The organism is Acinetobacter sp. 742879, assembly GCF_000588535.1.
Taxonomy (GTDB): domain Bacteria; phylum Pseudomonadota; class Gammaproteobacteria; order Pseudomonadales; family Moraxellaceae; genus Acinetobacter; species Acinetobacter pittii.
In genome coordinates this window covers 25,927-44,170 of record NZ_JFYC01000004.1, presented here as the reverse complement: position 1 = coordinate 44,170, position 18,244 = coordinate 25,927, and the positions used below count along the sequence as shown (strand labels likewise).

Genomic DNA, 18,244 nt, shown 5'->3' with positions numbered 1-18,244 from the left:
AGGAGGAGTAGAGTCACAGGGATTAAGAGAAACAGTACATAACAATATAAAAATGCTGTAGTTATTTATTGAGAGGTTAAGAATGGACACAATGCAAGCGAAATCTACGCTTCCCTCCAAGCTGGTCTGGAGCCTAGTGGCAATAATAGGTGCAATTTCTTTTGGGATGCTGGCACTCAGTCGTGGTGAACATGTCAATGCGGTTTGGCTTGTACTTGCTGCAGCATGTGTATATAGCATCGCATATCGATTTTATAGTCTATTTATTGCAACTAAAGTATTTGAATTAAACCCAAGACGTTTAACCCCAGCACATCGCTTGGCCGATGGTCTGGATTATGTTCCCACCAATAAATACGTGCTTTTCGGTCACCACTTTGCTGCCATTGCAGGAGCGGGGCCATTAGTCGGACCAATTTTGGCTGCACAAATGGGCTTTTTACCAGGAACGATCTGGTTATTGGTCGGTGTGGTTTTGGCGGGTGCGGTACAAGACTTTTTAGTTTTATTTATTTCAACACGTCGAGACGGTCGCTCACTTGGTGAAATGGCAAAACAAGAACTCGGTTCTTTTGCCGGTATTGTGGTCATGCTTGGTGCGCTTGGGGTAATGATTATTATCCTTGCGGTACTGGCATTAGTTGTGGTGAAAGCACTTGCTCATAGTCCATGGGGTGTTTTCAGTATTGCAGCGACGATTCCAATTGCATTGTTTATGGGCGTTTACATGCGTTTTATTCGCCCGGGACGTATTGCCGAAGTTTCTATTATCGGCTTCGTTTTAATGATGCTTGCCATTGTTTATGGTGGACAGGTTGCAGCAGATCCTTACTGGGGGGAGTTTTTCACTTTAACAGGAACACAGCTTACATGGTGCTTAATCATTTATGGATTTATCGCATCAGTTTTACCAGTCTGGTTATTGTTAGCACCACGTGATTATCTATCAACCTTCCTTAAAATTGGTGTCATTCTTGGCTTGGCCGTTGGTATTGTGATTGCATTACCTGAACTAAAAATGCCGGCAGTGACTCATTTTATTGACGGTACTGGCCCTGTATTCTCTGGTAGCTTATTTCCATTCCTATTTATTACTATTGCCTGTGGTGCCATTTCTGGTTTCCATGCGCTTGTATCAAGTGGTACAACACCAAAACTCGTTGATAACGAAGCTGACATTCGTGTGATTGGCTACGGCGGCATGCTCATGGAATCTTTCGTCGGTATTATGGCGATGATCTGTGCAACTGTCTTAGACCCAGGTGTGTACTTTGCAATTAATGCGCCTGCGGCTGTACTCGGTACAACTGTAGAATCTGCGGCAGAAGCTGTGCGTAATTTAGGCTTTGTGGTTACGCCTGAAATGCTAACCGTATTGGCTCAGGAAGTGGGTGAAAGCTCAATTCTTTCACGTACAGGTGGTGCACCTACCTTTGCAATTGGTATGGCACATATCATTTCTGAAATTTTTAACAGCCGTTCAATGATGGCATTCTGGTACCACTTTGCGATTTTATTCGAAGCATTATTCATTTTAACTGCTGTCGATGCGGGTACTCGTGCTTGTCGTTTCATGGTACAAGACACTGTGGGTATTGTTATTCCTGCGGTTAAATCTTCAAGCTCATTCTTTGGTAATTTGCTAGGTACTGCTGTTGCGGTAGGTGGATGGGGCTTCTTCGTCTATCAAGGTGTGATTGATCCGTTAGGTGGTGTCAATTCACTCTGGCCTTTATTTGGTGTGGGTAACCAGATGTTGGCTTCAATGGCACTCATTTTGGGTACAGTTATTCTGTTTAAAATGAAAAAAGAAAAATATGTATGGGTAACGATTTTCCCAACAATTTTCTTGTTCATTACCTGTATGACTGCGGGCTGGCAAAAGATTTTCCACGAAAATCCAAAGATTGGTTTCTTAGCACAAGCGAATAGATTTTCAGATGCGATTGCGCGTGGTGAAATTCTTAAACCAGCAAAAACACTTGAAGAAATGCAGACGATTGTGATGTCAAATCAAATCAACGCTGCACTTTGTGGCTTCTTCATGATCGTTGCGATTGTAATGGTGATTGCTGCGATTGGTATTGTGCGCCGTGCGTTAGCAAGCCCGACACCAACTGCTCATGAAGCACCAGCTGTATATGCTGATCCGAAAGTGGTCACTCCACGAGGAGAGTAATGATGAATTTTAAATTTGCAAAAAATGGAACTGTTATTATTGCGAAAATCATCAAAATGACAGTGCTCTCGCAAAAAGAGCTATTACTTTCTCCAAAGAACTGGTCGCGCATTGCAACCTTGTGGCAGCGTTTGCAGCAAAGTTTTCGACTGATGGTTGGGGTTCCAGACTATCAAACTTATCTGGAACATATGAAAGCTCATCATCCTGATTTAACACCAATGGATGCGACGACTTTCTACCGTCATTGTGTTGATTCGAGATATCCATCGGCAGGCGGTAATTTAAAGAAATGTCCTTGTTAAGTTGAGATTAATAGTCAACTAAAGAAACGGTATGTGGTTAAACCATGTACCGTTTTTCTTTTTTGGAAAATGAAAAAGAGTTTGCTTAAAGTCTGCTCATTTGTATTTTTTTCGATGGTAAATCACTTGTTTTGCTTTTGAAAAATGAATATTATGCTTTCCATTCTAGGTGTATAGCTCAGTTGGTTAGAGCGCTACGTTGACATCGTAGAGGTCTCCAGTTCGAGTCTGGATATACCTACCAAGATGTATCAAGGACTTATAAGCAATTCAGTAGCTTATAAGTCTTTTTTTATGCCTGTTTGTCGCATTCAGTACTTGGCAGAGTTGGAAATTTTGGCAAAAAATGGCAATATTTCCACGCCATTTGCGACAAATCTGCGACAACATGAAACTACCTACACCGCGTAAAAGAGGTGAGACATATACAATTACTGTTTCTCATCAAGGGAAACGTTATTACTGTACCAGAGATACGCCAAAAGAATGCTTGCAATGGGCAGCATTAAAATTACTAGAATTAAAATCACAATCGCGTATAGATGCTGGTGAAGAGAAGCCAAAGTTTTTATTTCGTGATTTGAGCAATAAATACTTTCAGGATGTTGGACAGTTTAATCCTTCTAAATCTTCACGTGATTGGATAAAAGGGCAGTATAAAAATTTTGAAATGAAGTTTGGTGCATTGGCACAAAAATCAATATATGAAATTACTCCAAAAGACCTAACTAACTGGCGTAACAAACGCTTATCAGAAGTTAGTGAGAACACGGTTTTAAAGGAAATCTCACACTACAGTGCGATGTTTACATTCGCGCAAAAAGAATTGTTTTTGATTGATGAAAACCCTTGGATGCAAATGACAAAACCCAAAAAGCCAAAAGCTCGGGACCGTCGCATACATCCTTCAGAAATAGATTTAATGTTAAAGGCTTTAGATTATGAAAGGGGCAGTGTTCCAGTGTTGCCACAGCACTATGTTGCTTGGGGTTTTTTATTTGCCATAGAGACTGCATTACGTCGTGGTGAATTGTTGGCTATGGCAAAGAAAGATATTTATGACGGCTATGTCCACCTACCGAAAACTAAGAATGGAGATTCAAGAAACGTACCGCTATCTGAAGAGGCAAAAGAATTATTAAAATTAATTCAGCACACTGGACGCAATATTATCCCTCAGTCTGAAAATGCATTTAGATTAATGTGGGAAAAAAGAAAAGCGAGTATTGGTCTTAATAACCTTCATTTTCATGATACCCGTCATGAAGCTATTACACGTATGGTTAGAGTTAGAAAGCTACCTGTTGAGGTATTAGCCAAAATTACAGGTCATAAGAAAATTGATGTCTTGGTAAATACTTACTATAACCCTGATGCAACCGATCTGATTGAAGCATTTAACGGATAAAACTAAGCCCGCATAAAGCGGGCATATAATTAATTTTTTCTTTTAGGTCCACGTCTGACCTTTTGATTTTTTAATATTGCATCGGCTGCGTCTGGATCATACATATGCTTGCCGTTAGTACCTTGGTTGATCGAAATGCATTTTGTGCGAATGGTTTCATCTGATAGACCATATTTAGCAACCAGCTCGGCCACAGATACCAACTTACGCTTTTCAAGCTTCAGGGCGGTAACTGTACCGCCAAGAAGCATTTGACCGAGAACGATTTGAGGTGCTGAATCTGCTTCAATCGTTACGATAAATTCAGGCATTATTCCCTCCATCATTTTGCGACATTTCATCCAACGCTTGAGCAAACAGTTTCATGCCTTCACGTAAATGACGTGCGTACTTTTCTGGTGCTGGATCGGCATAGATGAAACGTCCACCATGTGATACAGGAACTGGGGGATTTAAGCCTGCATTTCTGTACACGCTCATGATGTGCCCACCTAGCAACGACTCAAGCTTTTGAACAGTTTTAGGGTCCTGTAATTTTTCGATATATGTAGCCATTACCAGTCACCTCCACTTAACTTGCAAACTAATGCATGACTTGTTGCAGCCACTAATTCTTGTTGTGCTGGCTGATCGTGCTTTTTCGCATGAGAACTTCCAAGCAATAAAACCATGCCATCATTGGGACTGTAATAATTAGCATCGGGAAAATACTCGCGTACTTCATCAAGTAGCTTTGAAAGTGCTGTATTTAACCGCATAAAACGTTTTTCAAAGTTTGGGTTCGCTGTGTAAAGCAAGTCGCTTGCATCTAATTCACCTTCAGCAAGTATTGCCAAAACTTCGGCTTCAGTTAAAGGATGATAGCTCACGTCTTTTGTAATTCTTTTCATGGTTTATCCTTAACTAAACTTGACCATTGGTAGGTTTGACCATTTGATCCCATAATTGCTTTGCAATTTGGGCAACGTTTACCACCACCTCTTAAGGACCATTTGAAAGCTTTAAAATCATCTTTACAAAATGCACAACGGACCATGTAATATGACTTTCCATGTGCAGCACTATCATAAAGAAAGGTTGAGTATCGCTCAGTGACATCATCTGCTACTGAGTTTTTAGTGTGATTGCGTGTATCACTAAATCGAATTGGTCTAATTTTCATGCTTTTTCTCCTTCAACTGGATAAAAAGACATCTTGCCGTTTTCATCGAAATGAACTGCAATGCTGATATCCTTATCATCAATAAGGGCCAGATCCATTCCTTGAAAAAGTATGGTTTTTAATTGCTTGGTTGCTTCAATCCAGTATCTTGCTTGGTTGATCGCATCATCTAAAGCATTGTGAGCTGTGCCTGTTTTTTCAAATTCGATCTGAGGCATAAATACACGGAAAGTTCTAAAGCACATTTCGTGATAAAATTCCCATGGTTTTTTCATTTGCAGTTTTTCAAGAATATTATTAGTCCATCGAATATCTGCGAGTGAGCCAGCGCTCCAAATCTCAGTACATTCATGCTTCATGAAAAGTCCAACAAGCATTCCCATGGCATAGCCGATATTTGTAGTTCCACCAAAAGCAGCTTTATGGGCTTCTTCTGATTGTTCTTTCCACCACGCAAGCGTGCTTTCTGAGATTGTGCAACCAAGGTCTAGGCATGATTGCTGATCAATCTTTTCGCTGATGCAGTCAACAATACCTGTCTCATTAAATACAACAGCGCCCATGCTTAAAATGACAGGGCATTCACCAACATCAAGTGTTTCAAAATCAAGCATTAATCTATTCATTTTTATTGTCCTTAAAACGGTAATTCAATAGCCCAACTGATAAATGCATAGCCATCTGCATATAGCAATTCACCTGTATTTGAGCAGTTCGGGCATTTAACTTTTCCTGACCATGAATAGCTGTCGTTATGGGGTTCTACTTGTATTTCCATATATTCCGAAAACTCACAAAGGGAGCATGAAGTTGGAAATTTAATATTGAGAGTTTTTAAGTTCTCATTTGCTGGATGGCATTTAATGCACATGTCCTCTAAACGGTGGATATGACCGCAATGGCATTTAGTAATTGCAGCTGAGTGGGCGTTGTAGGTTTTAAAAATTGCATACGTTCCGTGTTTTTCATCACCGCCTTGCTGTTTGAAATAAAAGCCATTTGAGATTGCTGATTTCTCAAATTCTTTGAGTGTTAACCCTTCGATATTGAGTGTTTTGCTAACAAAGTCTTCAATAGCTAAATCAATGTTATTCATTGTTTTTCATCCTGTTCAATTTCCAACATTGCTTCCTTGATCTTTTTATAATTCTCGGCAGAACAAGGGCGGGTGAAGTTTTTAATTTGTGAAATAAACGATGGGGCACAATCTAGCTTTTGAGTTAAGAGTGTGCCGCGGCCTGTGCTTTGGCCTAGCCATTTGATTAATTCATTAATCTGCGCTTTGGTAGCTCGTTTGCTACTTTTCTTTTCAGCCTTTTTCGCTTTGTGGTTTTTGATGGATTTAGTCATCATTTCACGTAAAGTTGATTGAGCGCTGATTGGCTGATTATTGAAAGACCAGTCATGACCACTTTCACCATGGGCAAGCTTTTTGATTTCATTGCCTTGAGCCAACCAAGCTTCAACTTGATCATTAAGGCTTTGCTTTAAATAAGAATGTAATGGGCAAATAAGCATTTAAAGGCCCTCCAAGCGACTGACAATAAAATAGGCAGCTAGCAATACTGCAAGGATTCTGAAACCTGATAAAAATTCTTTCATAAGGTTGTCTCCTTAGCCTTTGCTAACTCGGCTTTGAGAGCATCAATTTCTTTATTTTTTAACTTGGCACATTCAAGCCATGACATGAGGCAAGAGGTGACATGTTCAGCATGTGCCATGATCGCTTCATCATCTTCAGATTCATTGTTATGGCCGAATGCATCCCAATCAGTTTGATATGAACCGTTACCGTCCGAGCATTCTTCCCATTTTAAAAAGCTAAGATCACCAGCTTTTTCAACAAAATTTTTCTCAAAAAGTGGACGTTCAATTGATAAGAGGGTGTTGTATTGTTTTGCCCATAAAGCAACGACATCACCATTACTATTTTCAAAAATTGAGACTAAAAACCAATCACGGTCATGATCTGGTTTAGAAGGGTTCCATTCGATAATTGCTGCTTGGTCTTCTTTTTCGTAATAACGAAAGGTTAATTCTTCAGGGGCATCGGATTCAAAGTAAACGCGGTCAGTCGTTACATTGAAGTGGACGTGTACACGTGTAATTTCTTCATCAGAAAGGTGTTCATTCTGATTAAAATTTGTTTTGAAATAATTTTCCCATTCTGGATGGTTCCAGAAACCATATTTATTACGGACTACTTCAGCAGCTTTTAATTGTTGAATTTGCATTATTTGTTTCCTTCATTGTTGTTTTGGAAAAGAGCTTGGTAAGCCACAGACTCGCTTACAGGGTTTAAAGTTGTTGTGCCGTATTTCAGACCGAGAAAGGTGCAAGCTGAGAAGGCTGCAAATAGGGCAATATTGAAAACCGCAACTTGTGATATTTTCATCGTGCTGCTCCTATGTACTGGATGCGGTAGGCTGTACGAACTTTTTTAAGAAGTTGATGTTTTTGATTTAAAGTGATGTCTTCACTTTCATATGCAGCATCAATAAATGCTGTAGCTGTGTTACGAGCTTCTTCAAGCTGTTTGCCTGTATGAGCGTCGCTAATGAGTTCAATAGCTGTGTTGATTTGAGCAACCGAATCGGTACTTTTTGGGGTTGTTTTTGACATAAAGAAACCTCGCAGGTGTTTGGATACCTGCGAGGTTACTTTTTAACTAGTCAGGTTGTCAATACCTGACAGGTTGCAATTTTACAATTTAATAGCTGCCCTTAATCTTTTGGCTAGGTGCGATATAAACTTTTATAGGTGAAATTTTAGTTATTTCATCAATATTTAAACTTTCTCGCTCTCCAAAAATATCTTCTACTTCAACAAATCCGTCTTTATTAAATAGTACTTCGCCGACGTAAACTTTTTTGTCTTTTGTAAAGAATAAGCAATCTTCGCCCTCAATTGGGTCTGCATTCTGCTCACAAATTAAAACCCATCCATTTTTAAAAGGTTTTCTTTGACCGTTGCCTATGACTAAAAAAGCCAATGGGTTTTTTAAATTTTCAGGATAATGAACAGAGTATGTTTCGGTTAAATTCGACGTGATTTCCAGATTCTCCCCCTTTCTTACTAATAGTCCGATAGATACTTTAATTATTCTATACTCATCCTTAAGAATATTTACAGGGGCTAACTTATTGTTTTGAGTATCATCTTCGCTCGCTGCGACATTTAGTGACGCAAGCTCACCAGAATCATTGAATAGATAATTAATTACATTGTCATCTTGCAAGTGATCTAACCAGCCTTCAGGGAGATTCAAGGCGGTAGTAATTCTATTAGTCGTTTCCTGACCAAAGTTTTTTGGCTTTTTTTCACGTAGGTATTGATTTAACAAACCACGTTCCATGCCAATTAAGGAAGCTAAATTTTTTCGTGAAATTCTTTTAGTAATTCTTAAGACATTAGAGCGTCTAATCTCAAAGATATTCAACATTTTTAAATCCTTGGCAATTTATATAAATATTTTCAACTAAAAAAACTTCAACTCAAACAACCTCGTAAGTTGTTTTTTTGGACTTAAAAGAACCTGCGGCAACCTTACAGGTATTTACAAAATGAAACCTCACAGGTATCTTTTAGCAATGTTTAGTACCTGAGACATTCGAAATGGCAATAAATGAAACTGATTTTAGAAGTTTTGTTGACTCAATGAGTCCTGAAGAGTTGCGCAAATATGCCGAGAAAGTGGGCACTACTGATAAATACATCATCAAAAAGCTCCGATTTAGGTATTCAATGCCAACAATAAAATTAATCGAATCATTGGCTTTGGCGAGCAATGGGAAATTAAAAAAAGAAAATCTTTTGCTTTGGTTTGCGGGTTACACCTTACCCAAATCCCTTGTTCAAAAACATGATTGAAATGGAGAATTTTAAACATGTATCTAACACTTAATGAACGTCGTGAACGTGCTGTGTTAACACTTGAGCAGGCTTTAAAAGCTGCTGTGTCAAATAGTAATGAATGCTTAATGGCTCAAATTGCAGAAAATAACGGTTTTAATATCAATACCTTTCGCAATTCTATTAATCCGACAACCACAACTCATAAAGCAAATATTCACCACTTTGAAGCGATTCTCTCAGAAACCAAAGATGAGCGAATTATGGACAGTGTTTGCGCTATTCATGGAAATGCCGCTTGGTTTGAACTTCCCGAAACTACATTGCTGGTCGATGCGAATTTTATGACATCTATCGGAATGCTTGCTCGTGAGCAAGGTGATCTTTCTCAGTCTGTTGCTCAGGCAATTGCAGACAAAGTTATTACAAATGATGAAGCAGCAGTAATTCAAAAAGATGTTTTAAATCTGATTCGTGTTGCAGTGAATCTTTACGCAATGGTTGAAGCCTTTCGGGAGAATGAAGATGTCTAAGGTTTGTTTTATACCGAAAGAGTTTCGTCGCAGCTCTTTAGAATTAATCCATTTCATGAATGATTTAATTGGATCATATCAAAGACAGGGATATGTATTAACGGTGCGTCAGTTGTATTACCAATTAGTCGCTCGTGATGTTATTTCAAACGATTTGAACTCATATAAACGCGTAGCTGCAATGATTAATGATGCAAAACTTGCTGGATTAATTGATTGGGATGCTATTGAAGACCGTACTCGTGATTTTATTGTTCGTTCAAGTTGGCGTTCGGTCTCAAGCATTCTTGATGCGTGCGTAAGTAGCTTTCATATGAATATGTGGCAGGACCAAGCTAATCAAGTTTATGTAATTGTAGAAAAGGAAGCTTTAGTAGGTGTGCTGGAACGTACTTGTAATGAATATGACGTTCCATTATTGGCAGCACGTGGTTATCCGTCTAGTTCGGTTTTGTACGATTTTGCTAAGAAACATATTACTCGTAAGCCTCATTGGAAAAGTCACACAATCATCCATTTAGGTGATCATGACCCGTCTGGATTAGATATGACACGCGATTTGTCGGAGCGAATTAATTTGTTAACTGGGGGAGAGCATCATCTTTCAATTGAGCGAATCGCATTAAATTACGATCAAATTGAAGAATTACGCCCACCTAAAAACCCTGCCAAAGACTCAGATTCTCGCTTTGATGCATATCGAAAAAAATTTGGTACTTCCAGCTGGGAGCTTGATGCGTTAAGTCCTGAATTTTTAAACAATCTTGTTTCATCAAAGATTGAGGAATTTATTGATTTTGATGAATGGGAGGCGAGAAAAGAAGAGATTGATACACGTAAATCTCAGCTTCAGGAAATTTCCGATGGATTTAGAGGGGAATAATTATGGCTCTAAGGTTTGACCAAGTTCGTGAAGCAGCCGAGGGCCGTTGGAAGGATTTAATTTTCCCAGCATTTGCCATTCAAGTTCCAGCGAAAAAAAACCAACATGGACCTTGTCCGATTTGTGGGGGTAAAGACCGTTTTAGATGTGATGACAAGCAAGGGAAGGGTACATGGATCTGCAACCAATGTAACGCGGGTGATGGTTTTGCGCTTATTGAAAAGTCTAGGAACATGGATTACTCGGCAGTACTTCAAGAGGTTGGAGCAATTTTGGGGTTATCTGGTGACTCCAAAATAACTGAAGCTGATAAACAACGCTGGAAAGATAAAGCTGAAGCAGATCGTATCAAGGCTGAACAAGAGGAGATTAAGGCGAACGAGGCTGCCGCAAAGCGCGCAGAACGTGAGTCTAAATGGCGTAGTTTTGACCGTGATTGTCCATATTTGGAACGTAAACAGGTCAAAAATTTTGGATGCCGTATCAATGGGAACGGCCATTTAATTGTTCCACTTTTTGATATAAATGGGAAAATCTGGAACCTTCAAACAATTCATCCTGACGGTTTTAAACCATATTTGAATGGAGGTCGAATCAACCACTGTTTTTATATGTTAGGCCAGATTGCCGAACCTAAACAGGTCGTTTGTATTGCCGAGGGTTACGCGACGGCTGCAAGTATTTATGAGGCGACAGGTTACACAACTATTGTTTCTTTCCAGTCAAGTAATGTGGACAAGGTAGGGATAGCAATCCGCTCTAAGTTTCCAGAAGCTCAAATTGTTTATTGTGCAGATGATGACAGTCACAGTAATCCTCCAGATGCAGGCTTAAAAGCTGCGAATAAAGCTGTGGCTGCCACAGGCGGGCTGGGGATTTTACCCGACTTTAGTACAGTTAACAGCAAAATGGGTCATGACAGTAATGAGGGGCAGCCGCAAGCATCATCTTCTTATCCATCCGATTTTAATGACTTACATGTGTTAGTGGGGTTAAGTGAAGTGCGGAGGCAGATTGAAGAGAAAATTAATTCTTCGGCCATTACTCCGTCTTCTCCCCGCACCCCTCCCGCTCAGGCAAGCCAAGATTTGGGGGTAATGTACCAAAATAGTGCAAAAAATGATGATCAACTTGTTGATTTAAAAGATGATTTTGAGCTTGATTTTGCACCACCTATGAATGAAAAGCCTAGTGTTGATGTGGCTACTAATAAGAATAAGGGAGAAATTATTGAATTTGAACGTCCTGAATTCTCACTGGAAAAGTGTCTAGGTCGATTTATGCTTGTGGAAGGTAAAACAGATATTTGGGATGATTACAAAAAGAAGGTCATCAAGTCTTTAGCCTTCACAAAAATGGTAGGTAAATCTGTTGCCAATCGCTGGCAAGCCCATCCCAAAAGAAAAATGATTGATGCTGATGCCTTGAAAAAACAAATTGATGATCAAAATGCAAGTGATGCTACCGATTTGCTTGGGCGCTTTGTGCATCTTGAAGGGACTTTGGAGTCATGGGATACCATTAACCGAGAACGCATTAAAAATATTGCGATTAAAGAGGCGTATCCAAATCAATATGAGATTTGGGCCAAATCGCCCCACCGTCGAATGATTCGTCATGTTGATTTAGTTTTTGATCCGACTAATTCAACCAAAGAGCATCAAATTAATATTTTTACTGGTCTGGAGGTTACAGCTTTAGTAGATCCAGACTCGGCAGATCAATTATTACCACTCAAGACTGCATATGATAAGGCCAAAAGTTTTATCGACTTACTACGACATCTTTGTGGTGAGGAAAAGGCTGCATTTGGATGGTTGTTAAGATGGTTAGCGTACCCTCTACAAAACAAAGGGGCAAAAATGGCAACCTCTGTTTTAATGCACGGAAATATTCATGGAGCTGGTAAATCGTTGTTTTTTGGCGCTGTCATGGAGAAAATTTACACTATTTATCATAAAACTTTAGATCAGCGCGATTTAGAGAGCCAATACAATGATTGGGCCGAACAGGTGTTGTATTTGCTATTTGAAGAAATATCAAACAACAAAACCAAGCATGGCATGATGGGTTTTATTAAGCATTTAATTACTGGTAGCACGCTATCAATTCATCAAAAATTCTTGGCTTCAATGCGCCAAGCGAACCACATGAATTGTGTATTTTTATCCAACCATACTCAACCGCTACCGATTGAAGAAAATGACCGTCGTTTTTTAGTCTTGTACCCAAAATCAACTTTACCACCAGACCTACTGGAGAGAGTTGCACGTGATCTCGATTCAAAAGAAGTAATTCAAGCATTTTACACAGCTTTGCTACAAGTCGATTTAACAGGTTTTGATGCTCACACAAAGCCCCCGATGACAGAGGCCAAAAGGGACATTATTGAATATACCAAAGCGGGTTATGACACGTTTGTCACTCAATGGATAAAGGGTGAAACGGATTTTCCATATGTGAGTTGTACGTCTATGCAGCTCTATGATGCATACCAGAAGTGGTCTAAACGGACAAATGAACACGTTGTGAGCCAAAAGCGCTTTATGGGTGAGGCAAAGAAATATGGAATTGTTTCTACTACAGATCAAAAGCATTGGCGAAAGCCTAAAGGCACAAGAGGGCAAACTAAAGTGATTATTGTTGGGGTGCCTCCTGAAGATGTGCCATTGCAGGACTGGCTGGGTGAACAGATAGATAAATTTGACAAGGCGTTCGATGGTGGTGATAATGTTCCGATGCCTCTATAAATATAAAAATCAAGGCTTTATGTGTACCATGTGTACCTTTATGTGTACCATTCAAAACAATGGTACACGTCTGCAAGCCTTATATATCAATGCTTTTAAACCTATGTGTACCATGTGTACCATTTGCGCACGCGCGCGTATACGTAAAAGTAATATCTGTATTGAATTAACAACCTTCAAAGTAATTCTTAAACCATCACTCAAAAAGCATTCTCACGTAAGAGAACTTTATATAAATGGTACACATGGTACACATTTAAGTGAAAGCTTTATATATAAAGGCTTTCCAGTGTTTACCTTTTCCAAAAATCATAAACAGATTGTACACATGGTACACACTGATAATTATAAGTGGTGATTTGAATGGAAAATTTAATACGGTTATTGAATCCAAAAACTGTTAATTATGAAGCGATTAGAGTGGATAATACTAAGCCGTTGTATACGGCTCAGGATGTTATTTTAGCAATTAGTTATTCTCAATTGACCCGACTACAGGAGAATTTAATTCGTTTGAAATGCTTAGGTGCAAATACTCCAGAAAATATTTTGATATTTTCAGAGTTGTTAACATCAAAATTTGATCAGGAATTTTGTGAGAAGGGTTTGCGAGTTGAATATCGCCTGCCAGTCGTAAAGACTGCATTAATTGAGTTTTGCATGGTCTCTGGTGATTATCAGCCTTCAACACGTAACCGTGCAGTTTTTTCAGGGTACTCACATGTGACTGTTAAAAATATAATGAGTAAGCATATTGATGATAAGAAGGAGTTTTTTGACAATCAATATGAAATTGCTGAAGCTAAAATAATGCATCAATTAAAAAAAGATACCTGAAAGATTGCTTTTTTATTAAAAAGAACTTGACAGGTTTTACAGTTTTCATCTACATTTCACCATAATGAAGAATTGTAAGTTTTAAAGTTAATTCCTTGGAGGCCACGGCCTCATTTCAAAGGGCTGTATGTTTCGGAAAGCATACAGCCCTCTTTTTTTGAGGATTATTTATGGGCCGAAAAGAACGAGAGGAACATTGGAGACATCAAGAGGCTATGGCAGCTAAGGCTGAAAAGGTTCTGGATCGTGCAAGCAAGAAGGGCAGCAAAGAAAAGACTTGGCGCGGTGCTACTGCTGACTTTATCTCAATGAATGAGTTTTGCAGTGATTGTGCCCGTCGTGGCTTTGTATCAGTAGCCGACAAAGTAGCCCATATAAAAGACCCGAAAACAGATCGGGTCTTATTTTGGGATCAAAGAAATTGGCGAACACTTTGCTCAAGCTGCTATGAACGTGTCGTGGCCGAGACACCTTTAGTTGTTTTAGAGCCTATTTCATCTAAGGCTGAATTGTTTATGGTTGAGGATTGAAATGTTTGATGAAGAAGTAATGTTGCTGGGTGATCCAGTTGTATACCGCAACGACATCAAAGGTTTTAACGATGTTGGCGTTGTTGTTCAAACGGGATCATGTTTCAAGGTGCTGTGGAATGGTGAAAACCATCCACGTGTTCAAGTCTATGGGCAGCTAAGACTAGCTGATCTGGATGAAGTTGAGGCAGGGCAAAGGATTATTAAAAATGAGACTACCTAAACTTGGTTCATCAAACTTACCAACGCTTAAAAGCAATCATGCGACTTTACCAAAACCTGAAAAGAATTACGGCAAGGGTCGTGGTGGTCGGTCATGGCGCAAGCTTAAACAACAAGTGCATGAGCGTGATGACTGGACCTGCTGCCATTGTGGTTGCATAACCATGGAGCTTGAATGTGACCACATCGTTAACACGGCTCAAGGTGGTACTGATGATCTGGATAACCTCCAGTCATTGTGCAAGCCATGTCATGACAAGAAATCATTAGCTGAAAGCAAGGCAGGTATGCGATGAATACAGCTGCAAAACAAGATGAATTAATTCGCAATCAGTTTGAATTAGAGTTTGCTCCAGTTCGGCACTTGCTTGCATATGTATCTTATTCAAATCAAATGAGTTCATATGTACCCAAAGGAAGTGACGAGGAATCAAGAATAGCTGCATCACTTGTCAATATTGCTTGGACTTCATGGTTATATCAGCAAGCTAAGATTAATGCTAAAGATAAGCTGCTAATCCAGCAGGGCCAAGCATACAACGAGCAGAGCCAGAAGGTTAAAGACTTGGAATACAAACTAAGTTTAGATTTTGAGTTGGTTAACCCTGATGCTGTACTTGTCTTAGCAAGAGTTAACTTCTGTAAGTTCCATAGTTATGAACAAATGCGAAACGAGTTAGACCATCTGACTAAAGCTTTTAAGAAAGCAGGCAAGCAAGTCATTGTGTTCGATTCTAGTTATTCATTGGAAGTCATGACTGATGAGCAGCTGAATGATGTTGGTTTAAAAAGAATAAATAGAATTGATGGAGTTCAACATGTTGATGCATGAACATTTAATTCATTGCGATGAATATGCCCGCCTTGAAGAAATTCTAAAACATTTTAAGGAAGCTACGGCTTCCGAAAATCAGGAAGAGGGAATGGTTGTGACCATTGGTATTGATCATGCGCGACCTGTTCAACTGCCAAAGAATATAAAGAACCGACTCAAACGTATGCGAAGAAAGGCGGCAGGAAAATGAGTGAAGATAAATACATTGAGGGAACTTTCTTGGTACCTAAAGGTGAAAAGGTTTTAGATGTTCGTAACATGACCGAGCTGAAGTCACTGCAAATGTTTCTTAATGGATCTCCAATTGGCAAAACCGATTTACAGTCTGAAGCAGTTGGTCAAGTTAGTCGTTTGAAGAATCAAGATGAAATGCGTGGAACATTTGAAGTTTCAAAAAGATAATGCACCTTTGTGGTGCATTTTTTACATGACGGGGGGGTATCCAAAAATTATTTTTTGGGTCTCAGCGGACACCGCCCCCCTTTCTCATTTGTAGAAAATTTTCCTATTTTCAAAGAAGTAAATAAACTTTTTTAGAAAATAGATAAATTTCGATATAACTTGCCAATATTTTGCACAATGGAGGTAAAAATGGCTTTAACTCAAAGAAAGAAAGCATTTGCCCATGCAAGATTGCAGGGTAAGAAAAAAGAAGAAGCAGCAGTGTTGGCTGGCTATTCAGAACGCTCGGCAGCGGCTAAAGGATGCCAATTGGAGAATGATCCCGATGTAGTTGCATATCTGGCGAGCTTGAATTCTCAGGGGGGCGGGGGGCTGGACGCTACACCTTTGGGTGAAGCAGCTATTCAGGCTGAGTTCCGAGCGATGGAGAATGTATCAAATTCTTTGGAGTTTTTGAAAACAATTTACAAAAATCCACGTATTGACAGGAAGATACGTATTGAGGCTGCAAAAGCCGCATTGCCTTATGAGTTTGGGAAAGTGGGCGAGGATGGCGTTAAAAAAGTCCGAGATAATGAAGCTGATCAAGTATCTAGAAAAAGTAAATTTGCAACAGCAGATGAGCAACGTAAACAACAAAGAGTGAGTTGATATGTCTTCGATGTCCCCGATCTGGAGTACAGCTTGCCCAGATTGGGAAAAGAAGATTTTAGCAAAAGAATCTTTAATTGCCTGTAAGCCGTTATTTCCAGATGAAGCCGATATGGCTTTACGTGTTTTTAAAGAATTAATCGTTGTTGATGTAGCTGGTAAACCAACAATTGGAGAGATTACGGCTCAATGGGTTTTTGATTTTGTTGGGACCATCTTTGGTGCATATGACTTTCAAAGTAATCAAAGGTTAATTAATGAATTTTTCTTACTCATTAGTAAGAAAAACACCAAATCGACCATGGCTGCGGGGATTATGCTCACAGCTATTATTTTAAATAGCCGTGAAGCAGCGGAATTTATCATCATTGCACCTACCAAAAAGGTAGCTGATAACTCCTTTACTCCGATGAAAAACATGATTCGGAATGATCCCGAATTAAATGCTTTATTTCATGTGGCAGAACATACGCGAACAATTACCCATCGGACGACTAAAGCTGTCTTGACCGTAGTTGCTGCGGAAACGGGTTCAAGTGCTGGTGCCAAAGGTGCATTTATTTTAGTGGATGAGCTTTGGGTATTTGGCGAACGTGCTAATGCTGAGTCAATGCTTGAGGAAGCAACGGGTGGTATGGCTTCATTCCCTGAGGGCTTTTTAATTTGGTTATCAACTCAATCAGATAAACCACCAGCGGGCATATTTAAAAAGAAATTAGATTATGCCCGTAAGGTGCGAGATGGGGAAATTGAAAACCCTTCATTCCTCCCTGTTTTGTATGAGTTCCCACAAAAACTGCTTGATGAGGAAAAATATTTAGACCCTGATTATTTTTATGTGACAAATCCAAATCTTGGACGCTCTACCCATATCCGTTATTTATTGAATAAGTATGAGCAGGCAAAAGAAAGTGGCGCAGATTCAATTCAGTTATTTTTAGCTAAATATTTGAATGTCGAAATCGGCATGAATAAGCGTGCTGACAGTTGGGCGGGAGCTGATTTCTGGCTGCTATCAGCTTATAAAGACAAGCTTTTCTTAGAATCTATTCTTGATTTGAGCGAGTTGTGTACGGTTGGTTTTGATGGCGGTGGACTTGATGACATGTTTGGCATGTCGATCATTGGTAGGGATAAAAATGATCGGTCATTATGGTACTGCTGGAACCGTGCATGGGTTCATCCAATTGCTTTAGAGCGTCGAAAAGAAAATGCACCAGCTTATGAAGACTTTGAGCGAGATGGTGATTTAGTCATCGTTAAAAATGTCGGTGACGACGTTAGCCAAGCTGCTCAAATATGCAAACGCATTTATGATGCTGGAAAGTTCCCTGAAAAAGCTGCAATTGGGCTTGATAAATTGGGTATGCCGTCTTTGCAAGATGGTCTTTTAGAGCAAGTGCCATTTGAACTTTTAATTGGTGTTCCCCAAGGGTATCAATTGTCGGGTTACGTACAAACAACCGAAAGGAAAGTTGCAGAAGGAAAGTTTAAACATGCGGGGCAACGCATGATGAACTGGTGCGTTGGAAATGCTAAGGGGGTTTATCAAGGTAACGCCTTGACGATTCGTAAGCAAGAGTCAGGCAAAGGAAAAATTGACCCTTTGATTGCAACCTTCAATGGGGTTGCTTTGATGTCGATGAATCCTGAGTTGCCTGTGCAAAGTCATCAAGTATTTTTTATATAAGTTTT

The 18,244-nt window shown here is 39.5% G+C and carries 27 protein-coding genes and 1 tRNA gene; 17 read left to right on the top strand and 11 right to left on the bottom strand.

Features of this window, described 5'->3' with window-relative positions:
* Positions 1–82 precede the first annotated feature (82 nt).
* From J690_RS11095 to J690_RS11080, 4 genes are all read left to right on the top strand, one after another.
* Entirely contained in the window at positions 83–2,179 is a 2,097-nt protein-coding gene (locus J690_RS11095; protein WP_017399304.1) for a carbon starvation CstA family protein, read from the top strand.
* Positions 2,179–2,484, top strand: coding sequence for a YbdD/YjiX family protein (locus J690_RS11090; RefSeq protein WP_000980869.1), 306 nt, complete (start codon positions 2,179–2,181; stop codon positions 2,482–2,484). Before J690_RS11095 ends, J690_RS11090 begins: the two co-directional genes overlap by 1 nt.
* Positions 2,485–2,651: 167 nt before the next feature.
* A tRNA-Val gene (locus tag J690_RS11085) sits at positions 2,652–2,728 on the top strand.
* A 144-nt stretch (positions 2,729–2,872) separates the two neighbouring features.
* Positions 2,873–3,892 carry a tyrosine-type recombinase/integrase gene (locus J690_RS11080; RefSeq protein ID WP_032035840.1) on the top strand — a complete coding sequence of 340 codons (1,020 nt, stop codon included), beginning with the start codon at positions 2,873–2,875 and terminating at the stop codon, positions 3,890–3,892.
* A gap of 29 nt (positions 3,893–3,921) precedes the next feature.
* Here J690_RS11080 and J690_RS11075 read toward each other — a convergent pair whose 3' ends face one another.
* The 11 genes from J690_RS11075 to J690_RS11035 form a co-directional block, all read right to left on the bottom strand.
* Entirely contained in the window at positions 3,922–4,203 is a 282-nt protein-coding gene (locus J690_RS11075; protein WP_001113835.1) for a hypothetical protein, read from the bottom strand.
* Entirely contained in the window at positions 4,196–4,447 is a 252-nt protein-coding gene (locus J690_RS11070) for a hypothetical protein (protein ID WP_032035839.1), read from the bottom strand. The genes J690_RS11075 and J690_RS11070 overlap by 8 nt, the downstream gene beginning before the upstream one ends.
* Positions 4,447–4,782, bottom strand: coding sequence for a hypothetical protein (locus J690_RS11065; protein WP_228132997.1), 336 nt, complete (start codon positions 4,780–4,782; stop codon positions 4,447–4,449). The genes J690_RS11070 and J690_RS11065 overlap by 1 nt, the downstream gene beginning before the upstream one ends.
* Entirely contained in the window at positions 4,779–5,054 is a 276-nt protein-coding gene (locus J690_RS0104315) for a hypothetical protein (protein WP_032035835.1), read from the bottom strand. The genes J690_RS11065 and J690_RS0104315 overlap by 4 nt, the downstream gene beginning before the upstream one ends.
* Positions 5,051–5,680 (bottom strand): 3'-5' exonuclease, encoded by a 630-nt coding sequence (locus J690_RS11060; protein ID WP_050688045.1) that lies wholly within the window; start codon positions 5,678–5,680, stop codon positions 5,051–5,053. Before J690_RS11060 ends, J690_RS0104315 begins: the two co-directional genes overlap by 4 nt.
* An 11-nt stretch (positions 5,681–5,691) precedes the next feature.
* On the bottom strand, positions 5,692–6,150 hold the full coding sequence (locus J690_RS11055) for a hypothetical protein (protein ID WP_032035833.1): 459 nt from the start codon (positions 6,148–6,150) through the stop codon (positions 5,692–5,694).
* The gene (locus J690_RS11050) at positions 6,147–6,572 is read right to left on the bottom strand and encodes a hypothetical protein (RefSeq protein ID WP_032035832.1); all 426 of its coding nucleotides are present in this window, start codon (positions 6,570–6,572) and stop codon (positions 6,147–6,149) included. Before J690_RS11050 ends, J690_RS11055 begins: the two co-directional genes overlap by 4 nt.
* A gap of 80 nt (positions 6,573–6,652) precedes the next feature.
* On the bottom strand, positions 6,653–7,288 hold the full coding sequence (locus J690_RS11045; RefSeq protein WP_050688044.1) for a hypothetical protein: 636 nt from the start codon (positions 7,286–7,288) through the stop codon (positions 6,653–6,655).
* Complete coding sequence (locus J690_RS24270) at positions 7,288–7,449, bottom strand: hypothetical protein (protein ID WP_155762595.1); 162 nt, start codon at positions 7,447–7,449, stop codon at positions 7,288–7,290. The genes J690_RS11045 and J690_RS24270 overlap by 1 nt, the downstream gene beginning before the upstream one ends.
* A complete protein-coding gene (locus J690_RS11040; protein WP_032035829.1) occupies positions 7,446–7,676 on the bottom strand; it encodes a hypothetical protein in 231 nt (76 codons plus the stop codon). Before J690_RS11040 ends, J690_RS24270 begins: the two co-directional genes overlap by 4 nt.
* 88 nt (positions 7,677–7,764) lie before the next feature.
* Positions 7,765–8,496, bottom strand: a complete 732-nt coding sequence (locus J690_RS11035) for a hypothetical protein (protein WP_032035827.1) — start codon at positions 8,494–8,496, stop codon at positions 7,765–7,767.
* 173 nt (positions 8,497–8,669) lie between these two features.
* Between J690_RS11035 and J690_RS0104295 the strand changes: the two genes are divergently transcribed.
* The 13 genes from J690_RS0104295 (at position 8,670) to J690_RS10980 (ending at position 18,239) form a co-directional block, all read left to right on the top strand.
* Positions 8,670–8,924, top strand: a complete 255-nt coding sequence (locus tag J690_RS0104295; protein ID WP_050688043.1) for a hypothetical protein — start codon at positions 8,670–8,672, stop codon at positions 8,922–8,924.
* 17 nt (positions 8,925–8,941) lie between these two features.
* A complete protein-coding gene (locus tag J690_RS11030; RefSeq protein ID WP_032035823.1) occupies positions 8,942–9,439 on the top strand; it encodes a phage regulatory CII family protein in 498 nt (165 codons plus the stop codon).
* A complete protein-coding gene (locus J690_RS11025) occupies positions 9,432–10,322 on the top strand; it encodes a hypothetical protein (protein WP_032035822.1) in 891 nt (296 codons plus the stop codon). The genes J690_RS11030 and J690_RS11025 overlap by 8 nt, the downstream gene beginning before the upstream one ends.
* 2 nt (positions 10,323–10,324) lie before the next feature.
* Positions 10,325–13,072: a DUF5906 domain-containing protein gene (locus J690_RS23545; protein WP_081405134.1), complete on the top strand. Its 2,748-nt coding sequence runs from the start codon at positions 10,325–10,327 to the stop codon at positions 13,070–13,072.
* A 363-nt stretch (positions 13,073–13,435) separates the two neighbouring features.
* Positions 13,436–13,909, top strand: a complete 474-nt coding sequence (locus J690_RS11020; protein ID WP_032035819.1) for a hypothetical protein — start codon at positions 13,436–13,438, stop codon at positions 13,907–13,909.
* Positions 13,910–14,079: 170 nt separating this feature from the next.
* Entirely contained in the window at positions 14,080–14,439 is a 360-nt protein-coding gene (locus J690_RS11015) for a hypothetical protein (RefSeq protein ID WP_050688042.1), read from the top strand.
* Position 14,440: 1 nt separating this feature from the next.
* On the top strand, positions 14,441–14,662 hold the full coding sequence (locus J690_RS11010; protein ID WP_032035815.1) for a hypothetical protein: 222 nt from the start codon (positions 14,441–14,443) through the stop codon (positions 14,660–14,662).
* On the top strand, positions 14,649–14,957 hold the full coding sequence (locus tag J690_RS11005; protein ID WP_032035813.1) for an HNH endonuclease: 309 nt from the start codon (positions 14,649–14,651) through the stop codon (positions 14,955–14,957). Before J690_RS11010 ends, J690_RS11005 begins: the two co-directional genes overlap by 14 nt.
* Positions 14,954–15,493 carry a hypothetical protein gene (locus J690_RS11000; RefSeq protein WP_050688041.1) on the top strand — a complete coding sequence of 180 codons (540 nt, stop codon included), beginning with the start codon at positions 14,954–14,956 and terminating at the stop codon, positions 15,491–15,493. The genes J690_RS11005 and J690_RS11000 overlap by 4 nt, the downstream gene beginning before the upstream one ends.
* Positions 15,480–15,686 carry a hypothetical protein gene (locus tag J690_RS10995; protein ID WP_155762594.1) on the top strand — a complete coding sequence of 69 codons (207 nt, stop codon included), beginning with the start codon at positions 15,480–15,482 and terminating at the stop codon, positions 15,684–15,686. Before J690_RS11000 ends, J690_RS10995 begins: the two co-directional genes overlap by 14 nt.
* A complete protein-coding gene (locus J690_RS10990) occupies positions 15,683–15,898 on the top strand; it encodes a hypothetical protein (RefSeq protein WP_032035808.1) in 216 nt (71 codons plus the stop codon). The genes J690_RS10995 and J690_RS10990 overlap by 4 nt, the downstream gene beginning before the upstream one ends.
* A gap of 189 nt (positions 15,899–16,087) precedes the next feature.
* Entirely contained in the window at positions 16,088–16,549 is a 462-nt protein-coding gene (locus tag J690_RS10985; protein WP_032035806.1) for a terminase small subunit, read from the top strand.
* 1 nt (position 16,550) lies between these two features.
* Positions 16,551–18,239 carry a terminase large subunit gene (locus J690_RS10980; protein WP_032035805.1) on the top strand — a complete coding sequence of 563 codons (1,689 nt, stop codon included), beginning with the start codon at positions 16,551–16,553 and terminating at the stop codon, positions 18,237–18,239.
* Positions 18,240–18,244: the final 5 nt, after the last annotated feature.